This window comes from Stenotrophomonas sp. PE591 (genome assembly GCF_018320795.1).
GTDB lineage: Bacteria > Pseudomonadota > Gammaproteobacteria > Xanthomonadales > Xanthomonadaceae > Stenotrophomonas > Stenotrophomonas maltophilia.
This window is the reverse complement of sequence record NZ_JAAOKO010000003.1, coordinates 145795-161645: the sequence shown is the minus strand read 5'-3', so window position 1 is coordinate 161645 and position 15851 is coordinate 145795. Positions and strand designations below refer to the sequence as shown.

At 67.1% G+C, this 15851-nt stretch carries 17 protein-coding genes, 1 pseudogene and 1 riboswitch; of the genes and pseudogenes, 12 read left to right on the top strand and 6 right to left on the bottom strand.

The window, feature by feature from the left end:
* The first annotated feature begins 30 nt into the window (after positions 1–30).
* The 6 genes from glyA (at position 31) to ribD (ending at position 4620) form a co-directional block, all read left to right on the top strand.
* The gene (glyA, locus tag JLDANKMP_RS10555; protein WP_005408051.1) at positions 31–1284 is read left to right on the top strand and encodes a serine hydroxymethyltransferase; all 1254 of its coding nucleotides are present in this window, start codon (positions 31–33) and stop codon (positions 1282–1284) included.
* 124 nt (positions 1285–1408) lie between these two features.
* A complete protein-coding gene (locus JLDANKMP_RS10550) occupies positions 1409–1882 on the top strand; it encodes a hypothetical protein (RefSeq protein ID WP_212561056.1) in 474 nt (157 codons plus the stop codon).
* Between the two features lie 6 nt (positions 1883–1888).
* Positions 1889–2308, top strand: a complete 420-nt coding sequence (locus tag JLDANKMP_RS10545) for a hypothetical protein (protein WP_212561055.1) — start codon at positions 1889–1891, stop codon at positions 2306–2308.
* A 27-nt stretch (positions 2309–2335) separates the two neighbouring features.
* The gene (locus tag JLDANKMP_RS10540; protein WP_099480016.1) at positions 2336–2785 is read left to right on the top strand and encodes a hypothetical protein; all 450 of its coding nucleotides are present in this window, start codon (positions 2336–2338) and stop codon (positions 2783–2785) included.
* Between the two features lie 149 nt (positions 2786–2934).
* A complete protein-coding gene (gene nrdR, locus JLDANKMP_RS10535; protein ID WP_004143350.1) occupies positions 2935–3456 on the top strand; it encodes a transcriptional regulator NrdR in 522 nt (173 codons plus the stop codon).
* A 78-nt stretch (positions 3457–3534) separates the two neighbouring features.
* Positions 3535–4620: a bifunctional diaminohydroxyphosphoribosylaminopyrimidine deaminase/5-amino-6-(5-phosphoribosylamino)uracil reductase RibD gene (gene ribD, locus JLDANKMP_RS10530; protein WP_212561054.1), complete on the top strand. Its 1086-nt coding sequence runs from the start codon at positions 3535–3537 to the stop codon at positions 4618–4620.
* 35 nt (positions 4621–4655) lie between these two features.
* On the opposite strand, the gene JLDANKMP_RS10525 is transcribed toward ribD, so the two are convergent.
* The 3 genes from JLDANKMP_RS10525 to JLDANKMP_RS10515 form a co-directional block, all read right to left on the bottom strand.
* Positions 4656–5084, bottom strand: a complete 429-nt coding sequence (locus JLDANKMP_RS10525) for a hypothetical protein (protein WP_212561053.1) — start codon at positions 5082–5084, stop codon at positions 4656–4658.
* Between the two features lie 95 nt (positions 5085–5179).
* A complete protein-coding gene (locus JLDANKMP_RS10520; protein WP_212561052.1) occupies positions 5180–6064 on the bottom strand; it encodes a hypothetical protein in 885 nt (294 codons plus the stop codon).
* 152 nt (positions 6065–6216) lie between these two features.
* Positions 6217–6837, bottom strand: coding sequence for a hypothetical protein (locus JLDANKMP_RS10515; protein WP_212561051.1), 621 nt, complete (start codon positions 6835–6837; stop codon positions 6217–6219).
* A 187-nt stretch (positions 6838–7024) separates the two neighbouring features.
* Positions 7025–7170: riboswitch (FMN riboswitch) on the top strand.
* Between the two features lie 74 nt (positions 7171–7244).
* On the opposite strand from JLDANKMP_RS10515, the gene JLDANKMP_RS10510 reads away from it, so the two are divergent.
* From JLDANKMP_RS10510 to thiL, 5 genes are all read left to right on the top strand, one after another.
* Positions 7245–7871 carry a riboflavin synthase gene (locus tag JLDANKMP_RS10510; protein ID WP_099497593.1) on the top strand — a complete coding sequence of 209 codons (627 nt, stop codon included), beginning with the start codon at positions 7245–7247 and terminating at the stop codon, positions 7869–7871.
* Positions 7868–8968, top strand: coding sequence for a 3,4-dihydroxy-2-butanone-4-phosphate synthase (ribB, locus tag JLDANKMP_RS10505; protein ID WP_059036299.1), 1101 nt, complete (start codon positions 7868–7870; stop codon positions 8966–8968). Before JLDANKMP_RS10510 ends, ribB begins: the two co-directional genes overlap by 4 nt.
* A gap of 183 nt (positions 8969–9151) precedes the next feature.
* A complete protein-coding gene (ribH, locus tag JLDANKMP_RS10500) occupies positions 9152–9619 on the top strand; it encodes a 6,7-dimethyl-8-ribityllumazine synthase (protein WP_005408061.1) in 468 nt (155 codons plus the stop codon).
* A complete protein-coding gene (gene nusB / locus JLDANKMP_RS10495; RefSeq protein ID WP_005408062.1) occupies positions 9616–10095 on the top strand; it encodes a transcription antitermination factor NusB in 480 nt (159 codons plus the stop codon). Before ribH ends, nusB begins: the two co-directional genes overlap by 4 nt.
* Positions 10096–10298: 203 nt before the next feature.
* The gene (gene thiL / locus JLDANKMP_RS10490) at positions 10299–11261 is read left to right on the top strand and encodes a thiamine-phosphate kinase (RefSeq protein ID WP_212561050.1); all 963 of its coding nucleotides are present in this window, start codon (positions 10299–10301) and stop codon (positions 11259–11261) included.
* Between the two features lie 199 nt (positions 11262–11460).
* Here thiL and JLDANKMP_RS10485 read toward each other — a convergent pair.
* Positions 11461–11685, bottom strand: a pseudogene (locus JLDANKMP_RS10485) (hypothetical protein); the annotation flags it as partial.
* 119 nt (positions 11686–11804) lie between these two features.
* Between JLDANKMP_RS10485 and JLDANKMP_RS10480 the strand changes: the two are divergent.
* A complete protein-coding gene (locus JLDANKMP_RS10480; protein ID WP_212561049.1) occupies positions 11805–13826 on the top strand; it encodes an acyltransferase family protein in 2022 nt (673 codons plus the stop codon).
* Positions 13827–13848: 22 nt separating this feature from the next.
* On the opposite strand, the gene JLDANKMP_RS10475 is transcribed toward JLDANKMP_RS10480, so the two are convergent.
* Positions 13849–15234, bottom strand: coding sequence for an FAD-linked oxidase C-terminal domain-containing protein (locus tag JLDANKMP_RS10475; protein ID WP_212561048.1), 1386 nt, complete (start codon positions 15232–15234; stop codon positions 13849–13851).
* Positions 15231–15848 (bottom strand): metal-dependent hydrolase, encoded by a 618-nt coding sequence (locus tag JLDANKMP_RS10470; protein WP_212561047.1) that lies wholly within the window; start codon positions 15846–15848, stop codon positions 15231–15233. Before JLDANKMP_RS10470 ends, JLDANKMP_RS10475 begins: the two co-directional genes overlap by 4 nt.
* Positions 15849–15851 lie beyond the last annotated feature (3 nt).

Here is a 15851-nt window from a genome sequence, read left to right as displayed (position 1 = left end):
ACCCCTTTTCCCTGCCTGCTGGAGTACCCGATGTTCCCGCGTGACGTCCGCATCGAATCCTACGATCCCGAACTGGCCAAGGCCATCGCCGCTGAAACCCAGCGCCAGGAAGACCACGTCGAGCTGATCGCCAGCGAGAACTACACCAGCCCGGCGGTGATGGAAGCCCAGGGCAGCCAGCTGACCAACAAGTACGCCGAAGGCTACCCGGGCAAGCGCTACTACGGCGGCTGCGAATACGTGGACATCGCCGAGCAGCTGGCGATCGACCGCCTCAAGCAGCTGTTCGGTGCCGACTACGCGAACGTGCAGCCGCACAGCGGTTCGCAGGCCAACCAGGCCGTGTACTTCGCCCTGCTGCAGCCGGGTGACACCATCCTCGGCATGAGCCTGGCCCACGGCGGCCACCTCACCCACGGCGCCAAGGTGAACGCCTCGGGCAAGCTGTTCAACGCCGTGCAGTACGGCGTGAACGATCAGGGCCTGATCGATTACGACGAAGTCGAGCGCCTGGCCCTGGAGCACAAGCCGAAGATGGTCGTGGCCGGCTTCTCGGCCTACTCGCAGGTGATCGACTGGGCGCGCTTCCGCGCCATCGCCGACAAGGTCGGTGCCTACCTGTTCGTCGACATGGCCCACGTTGCCGGTCTGGTGGCTGCAGGCGTCTACCCGAGCCCGCTGGAACACGCCCACGTGGTCACCTCCACCACCCACAAGACCCTGCGCGGCCCGCGTGGCGGCATCATCGTCGCCAAGGGCGCCGACGAAGACCTGGTCAAGAAGCTGCAGTCGATCGTGTTCCCGGGCATCCAGGGCGGTCCGCTGATGCACGTCATCGCCGGCAAGGCCGTGGCCTTCAAGGAAGCGCTGGAACCGGGCTTCAAGGCCTACCAGCAGCAGGTGGTGAAGAACGCCCAGGCGATGGCCAATACGCTGATCGAGCGTGGCTACAAGATCGTCTCCGGCGGCACCCAGAACCACCTGATGCTGGTCGACATGATCGGCAAGGACGTGTCCGGCAAGGACGCGGAAGCGGCGCTGGGCAAGGCCCACATCACCGTCAACAAGAACTCGGTGCCGAACGACCCGCGTTCGCCGTTCGTGACCTCGGGCCTGCGCCTGGGCACCCCGGCGGTGACCACCCGTGGCTACGTCGAACAGGACTGCGTGGACCTGGCCAACTGGATCGCCGACGTGCTCGACGCGCCGAACGATGACGCTGTCATTGCCCGCGTGCGCGATGCCGTCAGCGCGCAGTGCCGCAAGTACCCGGTCTACGGCTGATCGGAGAGGGGGTCAGAGCCCTTTCCTGGCGGAAAGGGATCCGACCCCGCCTTCCGGATCGACGCAGGGCTCGGATCCCTTCCCGCAGGGAAGGGCTCTGACCCCGTCATCAGGAATCCCGCGCATGGATGAGCGCCGCCTCAAGTACCTGTACATCGCACTGGCGGTGCTGTTCGGCCTGCCCAGCCTGTTCTTCGGCGGTGCCGGCGCCTGCATCGCCGTGGTCATGGGCGTGATCGGGCTCGTCTCGCTGGACGCGGACAAACTGTGGTTTGCCGCCGGCATGTTCGCGTGGGGATCGTGCGCGATCGCCGGCCTCGTGGCCTGGGTCGCACTCAGCATCGTCTGGCTGCGCGATGGTGCACGCGGGCTGCACATGGCATCACGCCGCTGGTGGCTGCTGTTGGGCCTGGGCGTGCTGGCAGGCCTGCCCTTGCTGGCGATGGCGCTGTATTACTTCGCCGAGCTGGGTTCGTCCGTGCTCAGCGGGCTGTTCGCCGGGCCGTCCCTGTTGGTGCCCACCGGTACGTTGATCCTCCTGCGGCTGCGTGCTGACGCCCTGGGCGAGCCATCCGGCCCGGCGCGATCAGAGGAGTAGGCCCGCGTGGATGAGCGCCGCCTCAAGTACCTGTACACCGCGCTGGCGGTGCTGTTTGGCCTGCCCAGCCTGGTGGTGGGCGGTGCCGCAGCGACGATGCTGCTGCTGACGGGGCTGGGCCAGTTCGGTCATGGCACGCTGGCCTCGGTGACGGTGATGCCGCTGTGGGGCCTGGCCGGCATTGCCGGCTGCCTGGCCTGGTTGTGGCTCAGCGCGGGTTTTCTGATGCAGGGGCGTGCCGGGCTGCACGTGCACCGCCTCTGGTGGTGGATGCTGCTGGCAGGCGGTCTCGCCGCCTTGCCCCCGCTGGGGCTGGCGCTGTGGTGGGGCATCGCCGTGCATGCCGAAGGCATCGGCGTGTTGCTGTTGGGCCCGTCGATGCTGGTGCCGGCTGCGATGCTGCTGTGGATCAAACGCCGCGGATGACGTGGCCCATGGAAGGAGATCGAACGCATGGATGAGCGTCTGCACAAACGCTGGATGGCGATCGCCGGCCTGCTGGTGGGCCTGCCCGCCGTGGCGGCAGGCGGCACGGGTGCCGTGCTGGGGTTGATGGTCGTATGGGACGGCAAGTATCTGACGGGCGACGAGCACTGGCTGTTGCTGCTGTGGTCGTCGGCCGGAATCATCGGCCTGCTGTCGTGGTTGTGGCTGAGCGGCCTGTACCTGTGGCGAGGTGTCACCGGCCTGCGCCACTCCCCGGTTGTCGCCTGGGTAGGGCTGGGGGTGGGTGCCCTGGCCGCATTGGGCGTCGTTGCGGCCACGCTGTACTTCACCTTCAAGCATGGGGAGATCTCGACATTGGCCTTCCTCGGCTTTGGCCCACCGCTGCTGGTGATGGCAGGGCACCTGGTGTGGTTGCGTTGGGCGCGCGCGGCCTCGGCGCCGCCGGCACCCGCTTGAACGCGCAGCGCTGACCGCGCTGAAGGCTCGGTTGGACCGAAATGCAGGCACTTCCGCGCAGACAGCATTTGCTGCCGGGCCCCTTCTCAGGTACCTTTGCGACGCTGCCATGACCGTGGCAATAGGTACTTCCCTGAGCCAGGCGTTCCATGCATTGCCCCTTCTGCCAACATGCCGATACCCGGGTCATCGACTCGCGCGTCTCTGAAGACGGCGCGACGATCCGCCGTCGGCGTGAATGCGAAGCCTGCGGCGAGCGCTTCAGCACCATGGAAACAGTCGAGCTGAAGCTGCCGGCCATCGTCAAGAGCGATGGCACCCGCGAAGCGTTCGACCAGCGCAAGGTGCGTGCTGGCTTCGACCGCGCGCTGCAGAAGCGTGCGGTGGCCGAAGACAAGATCGAAGCGGCGGTGCGCGCTGTGGTCCACCAGCTGCGCATCAGCGGCGAGCGCGAAGTGCCCTCGATCAAGGTCGGCGAGTTCGTCATGAACGAACTGCGCAAGCTCGACCATGTCGGCTATGTGCGCTTCGCTTCGGTCTACCGCAGCTTCGAGGACGTGGCCGATTTCCGCGAGGAGATCGAGAAGCTGGAGCGCGACCTGCCATCCAGTACCGAACAGCTGCAGCTGCTGGGCGACGTGATCGCCCTGACCAAGAAGAAGAAGGGCTGACCGCCTCTGCCTTGGTGGATGCCAACCTTGGTTGGCACTGAGGGCGTGGATCCACACCGGCAGCGTTACCATGGCCGCATGACCACTTCGTTCTCCGTCCTCGACCACCTGCACATGGCCAACGCGCTGCGCCTGGCCGAGCGCGCTGCCTATACCACCCGCCCGAACCCGATGGTCGGCTGCGTGATCGCCCATGGCGAACGCGTGGTCGGGCAGGGCTGGCACCAGCGCGCCGGTGGACCGCACGCCGAAGTGTTCGCGCTGCGCGAGGCCGGCAGCGAGGCGCGTGGTGCTACCGCCTACGTCACCCTGGAACCGTGCGCGCACTACGGGCGCACACCGCCGTGTGCGCTTGCCCTGATCGAAGCGGGCGTGTCGCGCGTGGTTGCGGCGATGCGCGATCCATTCCCCAAGGTGGATGGCGGTGGCTTCGATCTGCTGCGCAACGCCGGCATCGAGGTTGCCGAAGGGCTGATGGCGACGCAGGCGCGCGAACTCAACAAGGGCTTCCTGTCACGCGTGGAGCGCAACCGCCCTTGGCTGCGGGTGAAGCTGGCCGCGAGCCTTGATGGCCGTACTGCGATGGCCGACGGCAGCTCCAAGTGGATCACCGGTCCAGCCGCACGCGAAGACGTGCAGCACTGGCGTGCGCGTGCTGGTGCGATCCTGACCGGCGCCGACACCGTGCTGGCCGACGACCCGATGCTGACCGTGCGCCTGGCCGATACCGAAGTGATGCCACCGCTGCGCGTGGTGCTCGATTCGCGGCTGCGTTCGCTCGAATGCAGCCGCGTGCGCGAGGGCGGGGCACCGACGCTGTACCTGCACGATGCGGCGGTAAGTGCGCCGGATGCGGCTGACGCAGAATTCGCCAGCGTGCCCAGCGCAGAGGGTCGGTTGGATCTGGGCGCGGTGCTGGCGCTGCTGGCCGAGCGTGGCATCAACGAAGTGCATACCGAAGCCGGCGCCACCCTGGCCGGTGCGCTGCTGCGCGGCGGCTGGGTGGACGAACTGCTGCTTTACCAGGCCCCCACGCTGCTGGGCGACAATGGACGCCCATTGCTGGCCGGCCTCGGCATCAATGCGATGGACCAGCAGCGCCGCCTGCGTGTGGTTGACCAGCGCCAGGTGGGTGAGGACATCAGACTGCTGCTGCGCCCATGATGGAATGACGCAGATCAAGGGCTGGGCCCTTGGCGTCACGCCGCTTCGTCGTCTTCTTCGCCGACCGGGCACTGGCCCTTCCACTGCTGCTTCCACAGCACATGCAGGTCGCGGCAGTACGCGCCCAGTGTCTCGCCCGGCAGTTGCCTTGCCTTCAACCGCAGCTGGCGGCGCGTAAAGCCGTCGTCGTACTCATCCGGCAGTACCAGCACGGCACACTGATCGTGGTACATCAGGAAATCGCGGCAGTGGTCGTCATTGCTCATCCACGCATCCAGGTGCCTGTCGCTCAGCTGGGTTGACTCAAAGGCAACCGAGGGTTTGACGACGAAGACCCTGGTGGCTTTGAACCTGGACGCTTCGGCCTGCCAGCACACCATCAGCGCCAGCAACATGAGCGCGGTCGACGTCATACGGTGTTTCATGCGGTTGCCCCGGTGGAAGAGGGCAACAGCATTGACCATGCAGGCCGCGCAGGGCCATGCAACGGTTCTGAAAGTGCAGTGGCACTTGTCGTCGGCGACGATGAGCCGAGCGCGGACTCGGCTCTATACGTGGCTCACGCGCACGCGTCGGTCCACATCATCTCGGCGATCGGGCGCAGTGCCTTGCACTCCTGCGTCATCTCGTCGGCCGACTTCACCTTGGCCTTGGCCTTCAGTTCCTCGGCCATCGCGTCCACGCCGCCGATCTGGTCCGGTGCGATCTTCGCCACGCAACTGCGGTGCTGCTGCAGCAACAGGTCGCAGCCCGGAACGCCGGTCACCTTCGGCGCGTTGGCCGCCTGCGCATCCTGCATCCAGTCTTCGAATGGTGCCAGCGCACCGGCCACGGTGCCCACCAGATCATCGAAGTTGCCGCTGTACCAGTAGCCATTGTCCTTGGCCGGATACAGGGTGAAGGTGCCGCTGGCCGGAACGCGCGCGCCACTCTGCAGTGCCTGGGTATAGGCATCGGTGAACTGCTTGCGCGCGGCCGGGCTGGCATCGTCGGCCAGGCTGGCGGCGAACAGCGGGCGGACCTTGCCCAGGTCGGGCACCTGGCAGCTGTAGCTGATCCGCGCCAGCTTCTGGTCTTCAACGTATTCGTTGTCTTCGATCACGCTCTTGGTCGCGCGGCACTTCGAATCACGCAGCGCCTTGGCATACAGCGCTTCGGTGGCCGCAGCGTCGACCTTGGCGCCGGTGCTGGCCAGTACCGTCTGCCAGGGTTCAGCCAAGGCCTTGGCCAGCGCACCCGGGTTCGGGGTCACGGCGTCCTGGCCCTCGAACGCCGGCTTCAGTGCGTCGTTGAGCGTGCGTGTGGCGGCCGCGTCGTCTTCCAGCAGCACGCGTGCATACAGGTCGAAGGCCTGCTCGGGCGTCAGTTGGGCCGGTGCTGCGCTGGCAATCACCGGGGCGCACAGCAGCACGCTGGCCAGAAGGGTTCGGGTGGGGGTCTTCATGACGGTGTTTTCCTGTTCGAGACGCGCGCAAGCCTAGCGCATCTGCCCACACTTTCGATGGCGCGATGCAGCCAGGTGACGGTGTGCAGCGGACAAAAAAACGGGCCCCTTGCGGGGCCCGTTCGATCGCACGACGAGGAGCGATCGTTGGATCAGAAGCTGGCGCGCACGCCAACCGAGTACTGGGTGACGTCGCGGTAGCCGGAGATCTCGCCCACCAGACCCCAGGTCTTGGTGAAGTTGATCTGGCCGCCGACGGTGCCGACCCAGGTGCCCTTGTAGTTGTTGCCGCCGTCCATGTAACCGGCCTTGACCCAGGCTTCGGTCATGCGCGACGGCTTGCCGCGGATGCCCATGGTGACGCGGCCCAGGTTGGTGTGGTCCTTGCCGTGGTAACGCACGCCGTCATAGCGCAGGGTCGATTCGGCGTTCTGGCGAACCCAGGCGGCATCTGCGGTGAAGTCCACGCGGTCGGTCCATGGCATGTGGTAGCCGATGCCGAGCTCCGGCTGGTTCAATTCCAGCTTCAGCGAATCATTGCCGTAGTGATTGGTCTTGCTGGTACGCGACCAGCCACCGAACACGTAGACCTGTTCGGCGATGGCTACCGAGCCACGCAGGTAGCCGCCGTCGACCTTCGGGTCGTCCAGTGCGTTGTCGTCAACCTTGACCTGCGTCCAACCACCTTCAACGTAGGTGTAGCTCAGGGCGTCGGCCGACGCGGTGAACGGGGCGGCGGCCAGCAGGGCGGCCACGATCAGGATCTTGCGCATGGGAATTCCTGTGAATTTCAGTCCATTGGCGGGCCTGCCCTCGCGGCTGCCCGTGGCGACATCATGTCGTCCGGGGCGGAATTTTAATGAAAGTTTTACAAATTGCGAGCGACGGCCGTCACAGCTGCGGCATCCGACCCCGTTCAGCCTGGGCTGCTACACTGGTCACGCCGGTTCGCCGGTATACAAACGTCTTCAGGGCGGGGTGCAATTCCCCACCGGCGGTAGGTGCGCAAGCACGAGCCCGCGAGCGCCCCGGCCCACGGCCGGGGGTCAGCAGATCCGGTCCAATGCCGGAGCCGACGGTCATAGTCCGGATGAAAGAAGACGGTGCCACAGGGCTCTTGCCCTGCGTGCGCCTGTTTGCCTTGCGGCGTTTTTCGCTCACTTTTCGCGGAGAACGTTTCTTGTTTACTGGAATCATCGAAGGCGTCGGCCGTCTGGCCGCACGCGAACCCATCGGCGGCGATGTCCGCTTCACCTTCAATGTCGGGAATCTGCCGTTCGACAACGTGCAGATGGGCGAGAGCATTGCCATCAACGGCGTCTGCCTCACCGTCATCGCATTCGACGCCAACAGCTTCCAGGCGGATGCTTCCACCGAGACCCTGGGCCTGACCACGCTGGGCCAGCTGGGCGAAGGGGCGGTCATCAATCTGGAGCGCGCCATGCGGCCGACCGACCGCCTCGGCGGCCATCTGGTCAGCGGCCACGTCGACGGCCTTGGCCAGGTACTGTCCATCCACGAAGACGCACGTGCCCAGCGCTGGCGTTTCGGCGCGCCGGCCGCGCTGCGCCGCTACATCGCCAAGAAGGGCTCGATCTGCGTGGACGGCGTCAGCCTCACCGTCAACGAAGTGGACGATGAGGGCTTTGAAGTCGCACTGATCCCGCACACGGTGGCCAACACCGCCTTCTCCGCCGCAGGCGTGGGCAGCGCGGTCAATCTTGAAATCGATCTGGTCGCCCGTTACGTGGAGCGGCTGATCAGTGTGCCGACCAACGGTCAGCACCCACAGGGAGATGTCGCATGAATTTCGCCCCGATTCCGGACATCCTGGAAGACATCCGCCTGGGCCGCATGGTCGTCATCGTCGATGACGAAGACCGCGAGAACGAAGGCGACCTGATCATGGCCGCCGAGCTGGTCAAGGCCAGCGACATCAACTTCATGGTCACCCATGGCCGTGGCCTGGTGTGCCTGCCGCTGAACCGTACCCGCGCCGCCGATCTCGGCCTGGCGCCGATGGTGCAGGCCAATACCGCCCAGTTCCAGACCAACTTCACGGTCAGCATCGAGGCCGCCGAGGGCGTCACCACTGGCATCTCGGCGCATGACCGCGCCCACACCATCCGCACCGCGGTGAAGCCCAACGCCAAGCCGTCGGACCTGCACCAGCCGGGCCACATTTTCCCGCTGATCGCCCAGCCGGGCGGCGTGTTGACCCGCGCCGGCCACACCGAAGCCGCCGTGGACATGGCCATGCTGGCCGGGCTGGAACCGGCCGGCGTGCTGGTGGAGATCCTGAACCCGGATGGCAGCATGGCGCGCCGCCCGGAGCTGGAAGTGTTCGCCCGCGAGCACGGCCTGAAGATGGGCTCCATCGCCGACCTGATCGCCTACCGCCTGGCCACCGAAAAGACCGTTGAACGTGTGGACGAGCGCGAGATCGACACCGAGTTCGGCCCGTTCAAGCTGGTGACCTACCGCGACCGCATCGCTCACGACCTGCATTTCGCGCTGGTTCGTGGCACGCCGGATGCGGCAACACCGACCCTCGTGCGCGTGCAGGTGGAAAACCCGCTGGCCGACCTGCTGCACTGGCGCCGTGACGACTTCGGCGTGGCTGCCACCGATGCCCTGCGCGCGATCGATGCCGAAGGCGCCGGCGTGATGGTGGTGCTGCAGGCCCCGCGCGACGGTGAAGCCCTGCTGGCCCGCCTGCGCCAGCAGCCGGCGCCGGTGGTACCGGGCAAGGACAAGGACGTGAGCCAGTGGCGCCGCAACGGTGCCGGCGCGCAGATCCTGTCCGACCTGGGCCTGGGCAAGCTGCGCGTGCTGGGCACCCCGCGCCGCCAGATCGGCCTGGCCGGGTACGGCCTGGAAGTGGTGGAGACGGTCACCCTGTAATGGGAATTGCCGGCCAGCGGCCGGCACTACCGGTGGGTGCCGACCCCATGCCACCGGTGGGTGCCGACCCCATGCCACCGGTGGGTGCCGACCGTTGGTCGGCACGCCCTTGCGCCCCCGCCAGCCACGGCCGGGGCCCATCCACGCTAGAATTACCCCCTTATCGAGTCCCCCAAGCCGCATATGAGCCACTTCGAAGGCGATCTTCGCACTCCCGAATCGGCGCGCTTCGCCATCCTGGCCAGCCGCTGGAATGCCCGCATCACCGACACGCTGGTCGCTGGCGCCCGCCAGAGCCTGGCCGGCAACGGCATCACCGAAGCCAACATCGACGTGATCCGCGTGCCGGGTGCCTGGGAGCTGCCGCTGGTGGCCGCGCGCCTGGCCGCTGCCCACGAACACGCCGCCATCCTCACCCTGGGCTGCGTGATCCGTGGCGATACCCGTCATTACGAGCACGTGGCCGACCGCTGCGCCGAAGGCTTGATGCGCGTGCAGCTGGATTTCGGCGTGCCGGTGCTGAACGGCGTGCTGGCGGTGGAACGCGTTGAAGACGCCGAGGCCCGCGCAGGCGGCAGCCACGGCAACAAGGGCGAGGAAGTCGCACTCGCCGCATTGGAAATGGTCAATCTTCTGGAGCAGCTGCCATGAACAAGAACACCCAGGGCAAGCCCTCCGGTAAACCCGTCCGCCGCGATGGCGTCGATCCGGTGCTGCGCTCGCGCGCCCGCCGTCGTGCCGTGCAGGCCATCTACGCCTGGCAGATCTCCGGCGGCAACGCACAGTCGCTGATCGCCCAGTTCGCCCACGAGCAGGCCCGCGAAATCGCCGACCTGGCGTATTTCGAGGCGCTGCTGCACGGTGTGCTCGACAACCGCCGCGACATCGACGAAGCGCTCGGCCCGTACCTGGACCGTGGCATCGAAGAAGTGGACGCGATCGAACGCGCGGTGCTGCGCCTGGCCGCCTACGAGCTGCGCTACCGCCTGGACGTGCCGTACCGCGTGGTGATCAACGAAGCCATCGAATCGGCCAAGCGCTTCGGTTCCGAGCACGGCCACACCTACGTCAACGGCGTGCTGGATCGTGCCGCCGTGGAATGGCGCAAGGTCGAATCGGGTCACTGACCCACTGCGTCCCGCATCGTTCATTGAACGGCGCGGGAATCTGCTTCGGTAGAGTCGACTGTCAGTCGACTGCCTTTCGATCAGCAGTCGTAGTGTCGGACCGGAGAGCAGTCGACTGACAGTCGACTCTACCCCCCCCCAGCCGGTTCACCTGGTCGGCATCTGCGCCCGCCGCCCATCCATGCAACCCGCCGGAACGCCCCATGTCCCTGGCCGAATTCGCCCTCATCGACCGCATCCGCGCCCGCACCCTCGAGCGCGACGACATCCTGCTCGGCATTGGCGACGACGCCGCGCTGCTGCAGCCGCGTGCCAATGAGCAACTGGTGGTCACCGCCGACACGCTCAACAGCGGCGTGCACTTCCCGGCGGAAACCCCGGCCTTCGACATTGGTTGGAAGACCCTGGCGGTCAACCTGTCGGACCTGGCCGCGATGGGCGCGCGCCCGGCGTGGTGCACGCTGGCGTTGTCGCTGCCGGAAGTGTCGGAAGACTGGATCGAGGCCTTCGCCGATGGCTTCTTCGCCCTGGCCGACCAGCACGACATCGCGCTGATCGGCGGCGACACCACGCGCGGCCCGCTGTCGTTGTCGGTGACCGCGATGGGCCAGGTCGGGCGTGGCCAGGCGCTGCGCCGCGACCGCGCGCAGGTGGGCGATGACATCTGGGTCAGCGGCACGCTGGGCGATGCCGCCGGTGCGCTGCGCCTGTGGCAGCAGGGTGCGCTGAGCATCGCCACCGCCACGCTGCTGGCCGACTACGAAAGCCTGCGCCTGCGCCTGCTGCGGCCGACGCCGCGTGTGACCCTGGGCCTGCGCCTGCGTGCCTTCGCGCATGCGGCGGTGGATGTGTCCGACGGCCTGCTGGCCGATCTGGGCCACATCGCCGCACGCAGCAACGTGGCCGCGCATGTGGATGCCGATTCGCTGCCGATCTCGCACGCGCTGCGTGAGCTGCTCGGCCGTGACGATGCACGCGATTGCGCATTGCGTGGTGGCGACGACTACGAGCTGTGCTTCACCGCCGCCGCCGACCAGCGCGATGCGCTGCACTATCTGGCCGAATCGCTGGACGTGCCGCTCACCCGCATCGGCCGCATTGCCGAAGGGCAGGGCGTGCACGTGGACGGCGAAGCCGCCGACGGCGGATACCAGCACTTCGCGTAGCCGCAGCGGTCCTGCGCTGGTGGGTGCCAACCTGGGTTGGCACGAGTGTGTCGACCAAGGTCGACACCTACAGAAGCAGGGCGCATCGGCATTGCTCTGGTGGGTGCCAACCTTGGTTGGCACGAATGTGTCGAGCGCCCATGCCAATGCCGTGTCGACCAAGGTCGACACCTACCGAGGTCGAGTGTATCGGCATCGCTCAGTGCTTCGTCGCGTGCAACTGCAGATCCACATACTCTGCCAGCCCACGGCAGGCCAGCAACAGCCCTTCGCGCGCGCCGTCATCCATGTGTTGGTCGATATCCCCGTCCACGCGGGCGCGTTCGGTGGCGTGCAGCAGTTCCAACAGGAAACTGAGCCCCACATCGGCGCGGTCGATGCGCGCCAACGCCACGCGCTGCCCGGGTGTACGGTTGCTGCCGGGCCCACGCTCGGCTCATCGCGATCTGCACGAAGAGCAGCCGAGCATGGCTTGGCTCCGCTGTCGCTCACAGGCTGGATCGAACCTAAACACCTACCCGCTCTGTCGCGATCGTCCATTGAATGACTGCGGCAGCGGTGGTGATGCTGTCGGACCGTTTTCCGCTCGTTGCTTGCATGTCCCCTTCCGAACGTTCGCACAACGCTGCCATCGACGGCCTGCGTGCACTGGCGGTGCTGGCCGTCGTCGTCTTCCACACCAACGCCACGTGGCTGCCCGGGGGTTTCACCGGCGTGGACCTGTTCTTCGTGGTGTCCGGCTTCGTGATCAGCCAGTCGCTGGCCTCCCGCACGCATGCGTCGCTGGGCGCGATGCTGCTCGACTTCTACCGGCGCCGCGTGCTGCGCCTGTTGCCGGCGCTGCTGGCGATGTTGATGGCCACCTTCGTGCTGTCGGCACTGTTCATTCCCCGCGCGTGGCGCAATGAGCAGTTCGACCAGACCGGCTGGGCCGCGCTGGTCGGCCTCAGCAACATCGTGCTGGCCGGCCAGCAGGACGACTATTTCTCGCCCGGTGCGGAACTCAATCCGTTCCTGCACACGTGGACGCTGGGCGTGGAGGAGCAGTTCTATCTGGTCTTCCCGCTGCTGTTCTTCGTGTGGCTGCGCGGGCGTGAGCGCTGGCCGTGGTCGCGTTGGCTGTTGCCGGTGCTCACCCTGCTGTCGCTGGCGTGGGCAGGCTGGCAGGCGCAGACGGCACCGGCGGCAGCGTTCTACCTGCTGCCGGCGCGGTTCTGGGAGCTGGCTGCGGGCGCGCTGCTGTACCAGTGGATGCGCACGCGTACGCTGGGCCGGAACGGTGATGCGGTTGCAGTGATCGGTCTGGTGCTGCTGGGTGCAGGCGTGGTGATCGCACCGCAGCTGGCGATGCCGGTTCCGGGCGTGCTGGCCACCGTGGCCGGTACGTTGTTGCTGTTGGCGAGCGTGTCGGCACCGGGTACATCGCGCATTGGGCGCGCGCTGGGCTGCGCACCGTTGGCCCACCTGGGCCGGCTGTCCTATTCGCTGTACCTGTGGCATTGGCCACTGCTGGTGCTTCTGCGCTGGACGTATGGCCTGCATGGCGTCGCGCTGTGGCTGTATCCGGTGTTGCTGCTGGCGGTGTCGGCCGCGTCCTACCACTTCATCGAGCGCCCGCTGCGCAGTGCGGCGCCGCTGCTGCGCCTGGCACCGGCCAAGGTGCTGGCGATGGCGCTGCCAGTGGTCGCGCTATGCGGCGCAGGCGCCTGGGCCACGGTGGAGTACCACGAGCAGGTCTCGCTGAGCGTGACCCGCGACGGATATGCATGGCAGGCGCGCCGCTACCCGGCCTGGCGACCGCTGGAGCCGGTGAGTGCGCCAGCGCTTGAAGGGCGGCGCCTGTTCGTGGTGGGCGACTCGCATGCAGCGGCGTATCGCACCATGACCAGCATGGTCGCGCGCCAGACCGGCATGGAGGTGCGCCAGCAGGATCGCGGTGGTTGCAGCTTCGTCAACCTGCTGCGGGCGAGCCTGGCTGATTGCCAGGACTTCATTGAAGGCACGCTGTCGACCATCGAGCGTGAGGCACGCCCGGGTGACATCGTGCTGCTTGCGGCATTGCGCATGCCGGAGCTGCGCGGATTCGACTGGCAACAGCAGGATGCGCAGCAGGTCTATCGTCAATTGCTTGCCGAGCGTACCCCGACCGATGCGCAGGCCGCGCGCGATGAGGCTGATCATGTTCTTGGGCGTTTGCAGACGCTGGGCGTACACGTGGTGATCGACGCACCGCTACCGCTGTTCAAGGCAGGTGCATACCGCTGTTCGGACTGGTTCAATCGCCGCAATCCGGCTTGTGCCGGCGGTCTGAGCATGCCGCGTGCGGATCTGGAAATGCTGCGCGTGCCGCAGATGGCACTGCTGGCGGACCTGGCCGCACGTTACCCGTCACTGACCGTGTGGGATCCGCTGCCGTTGCTGTGCGGGCCAGACACCTGTTCGGCGGTGGAAGACGGTGAACCCCTGTTCTTCGACAATGACCATCTGAGCGGGCATGGTAATCGCGTGCTGTTGCCCAGCTTCCGCCAGACCCTCATCGACAGCGTAGGCAGCGCGCCCCGGTAGCGCCGGGCATGCCCGGCGGCGTTCACACCGGCGGTAGCACCTTGCCCGGGTTGAGAATGCCGTCCGGGTCCAGCGCGGCCTTGATCGCGCGCATCGTCGCCAGCGTTTCCGGGGTAAAGGCCCGCGCCATGAAATCGCGCTTGGCCAGGCCGATGCCATGTTCGCCCGACAGCGTGCCGCCCAGTGCCAGCGTCAGCTCGAAGATCTTCGGCAGTGCGGCATGCGCGCGCGCGTTCTCGTCGGCATCGTCCGGGTGATACAGGATGTTGACGTGCAGGTTACCGTTGCCGGCATGGCCGAAGGTGACGATGGTCAGCGCGTAGTCGCGCGCCAAGGCTTGCACGCCCGCTACCAGCTCCGGGATACGCGACACCGGCACCACCACGTCTTCATTGGTCTTGCCCGGCGCAACGCTGCGCAGCGCAGGCGACAGTGCCTTGCGTGCGGCCCATAGCTGGTCGCGCGCGCGGCCTTCCATCGCCACATCCAGTTCGATCATGCCGTCGCCTTCAGCGGCGCTGGCCAGGGCCTGCAGCAGGTAGGGCAGGGTGTCGTGGTCACCATCGGCTTCCACCAGCAGCATTGCACCCGCCTCCGGCACGTCGGCACCGTTCAGCCGCAGCAGCTCCAGGCTACTTGCGTCCATGAACTCCAGGCGGGTGGGTACTACCGGCTGCGACATCAATCGCGATACCGCGGCTGCGGCGGCATCGGCATCGCGGTACAGCACGCGCAGCCCGGCCTGGCTGACCGGCAGCGGGGTCAGTTTCAGCGTGGCTTCCACGATCAATGCCAGCGTGCCTTCGCTGCCCACCAGCAGATGGGTCAGATCGTAGCCAGTGGCGTCCTTGGTGTAGGCGCCGCCGCAGCGGATCACATCGCCGGTGCCGGTCACTGCCACCAGGCCCAGCACGTTGTCGCGGCTGGTGCCGTACTTCACCGCGCGCGGGCCGCCGGCGTTGCAGGCCAGGTTGCCACCCACGCTGCAGATCTCCGCACTGGACGGGTCCGGTGCCCAGAACAGGCCGTGCGGCGCCAGTGCCTGCTGCAGGGCGCCATTGAGCACGCCCGGCTGCACCACCGCGCAGCGATCGCCGGCGCGGATCTCGACGATGCGGTCCATGCGGGTGAACGACAGCACGATGCTGCCCGGCTGTGGGACGGCGGCGCCGGTAGTGCCGGTACCGGCACCGCGCGCGACCAGTGCCACGCCGTGCGCGCGGCAGGTGCGCACCAGCGCCTGCACCTGTTCGATGTCGGCTGGCAGCGCCACCGCCGCCGGGCGCTGGTGACGCCATGAGTTGTCCTGCGCGTTGGCCTCCAGCGCGCTGTCATCCATGCGCCAGCCCTCCGCGCCCAGCAGGGCAGACAGTTCGGCAACCAATGCGGCGGGCAGGGCAGGACTCATGACGGATCTCGCGGGACAGCAGGGGCGGGTTGAATCAGTTTCCACGCAACAACGGCGCCAGCCAGTGGCAGCCATACCCAGCGCAGTTCGGACACCAGGGTGGCCAGGCCGCGCGCGCTGAAGAACTGTGGGGAGAAGGGTGAAACGCGGATCGGTCGCCACGGCGCGAAAAAGCGTTGTTCGCTCCAGGGCCAGGCGAGGGCCACGCCGAGGCCGCCCGAGGTCATCGCATCCAGCAGCGGGTGGCTGGCAGCGCAGATGAAGACGAACACTGCCGCCTGCACGGTAGATGCCACCGTTGGTTGGCACACACCCGCCGACCAAGGTCGGCGACTACCGGGGCTGTGTGGTGCCGACCAAGGTCGGCCGCTACCAAAGAATGCCAACACCGCCGCCAACGCCGCCAGCACGCCGGCAAACAGCAGTGAATGGCTGGCACCCCGATGGCCGAACGCACCGGCGTAGGGAATGTGCAGCGCGAAGGCCAGTACATCGGCATCGGGCAGCATCGCTGCAATCACGCCGGCCGCCAGCAGGCGCGGCGGGATGCGGCCGCGATCAGCGGCGCACCACAGCGCCAGCGGCACAGCAGCATGGGTGATGATCGAAGGCATCAG

Coding starts and splice junctions, on each gene's coding strand:
- nusB (WP_005408062.1), top strand. CDS start 9,616: ATGAACAAGAACACCCAGGGCAAGCCCTCCGGTAAACCCGTCCGCCGC.
- nrdR (WP_004143350.1), top strand. CDS start 2,935: ATGCATTGCCCCTTCTGCCAACATGCCGATACCCGGGTCATCGACTCG.
- ribH (WP_005408061.1), top strand. CDS start 9,152: ATGAGCCACTTCGAAGGCGATCTTCGCACTCCCGAATCGGCGCGCTTC.
- thiL (WP_212561050.1), top strand. CDS start 10,299: ATGTCCCTGGCCGAATTCGCCCTCATCGACCGCATCCGCGCCCGCACC.
- JLDANKMP_RS10525 (WP_212561053.1), bottom strand. CDS start 5,084: ATGGTCAATGCTGTTGCCCTCTTCCACCGGGGCAACCGCATGAAACAC.
- JLDANKMP_RS10520 (WP_212561052.1), bottom strand. CDS start 6,064: ATGAAGACCCCCACCCGAACCCTTCTGGCCAGCGTGCTGCTGTGCGCC.
- glyA (WP_005408051.1), top strand. CDS start 31: ATGTTCCCGCGTGACGTCCGCATCGAATCCTACGATCCCGAACTGGCC.
- JLDANKMP_RS10480 (WP_212561049.1), top strand. CDS start 11,805: ATGACTGCGGCAGCGGTGGTGATGCTGTCGGACCGTTTTCCGCTCGTT.
- JLDANKMP_RS10550 (WP_212561056.1), top strand. CDS start 1,409: ATGGATGAGCGCCGCCTCAAGTACCTGTACATCGCACTGGCGGTGCTG.
- ribB (WP_059036299.1), top strand. CDS start 7,868: ATGAATTTCGCCCCGATTCCGGACATCCTGGAAGACATCCGCCTGGGC.
- JLDANKMP_RS10515 (WP_212561051.1), bottom strand. CDS start 6,837: ATGCGCAAGATCCTGATCGTGGCCGCCCTGCTGGCCGCCGCCCCGTTC.
- JLDANKMP_RS10470 (WP_212561047.1), bottom strand. CDS start 15,848: ATGCCTTCGATCATCACCCATGCTGCTGTGCCGCTGGCGCTGTGGTGC.
- ribD (WP_212561054.1), top strand. CDS start 3,535: ATGACCACTTCGTTCTCCGTCCTCGACCACCTGCACATGGCCAACGCG.
- JLDANKMP_RS10540 (WP_099480016.1), top strand. CDS start 2,336: ATGGATGAGCGTCTGCACAAACGCTGGATGGCGATCGCCGGCCTGCTG.
- JLDANKMP_RS10475 (WP_212561048.1), bottom strand. CDS start 15,234: ATGAGTCCTGCCCTGCCCGCCGCATTGGTTGCCGAACTGTCTGCCCTG.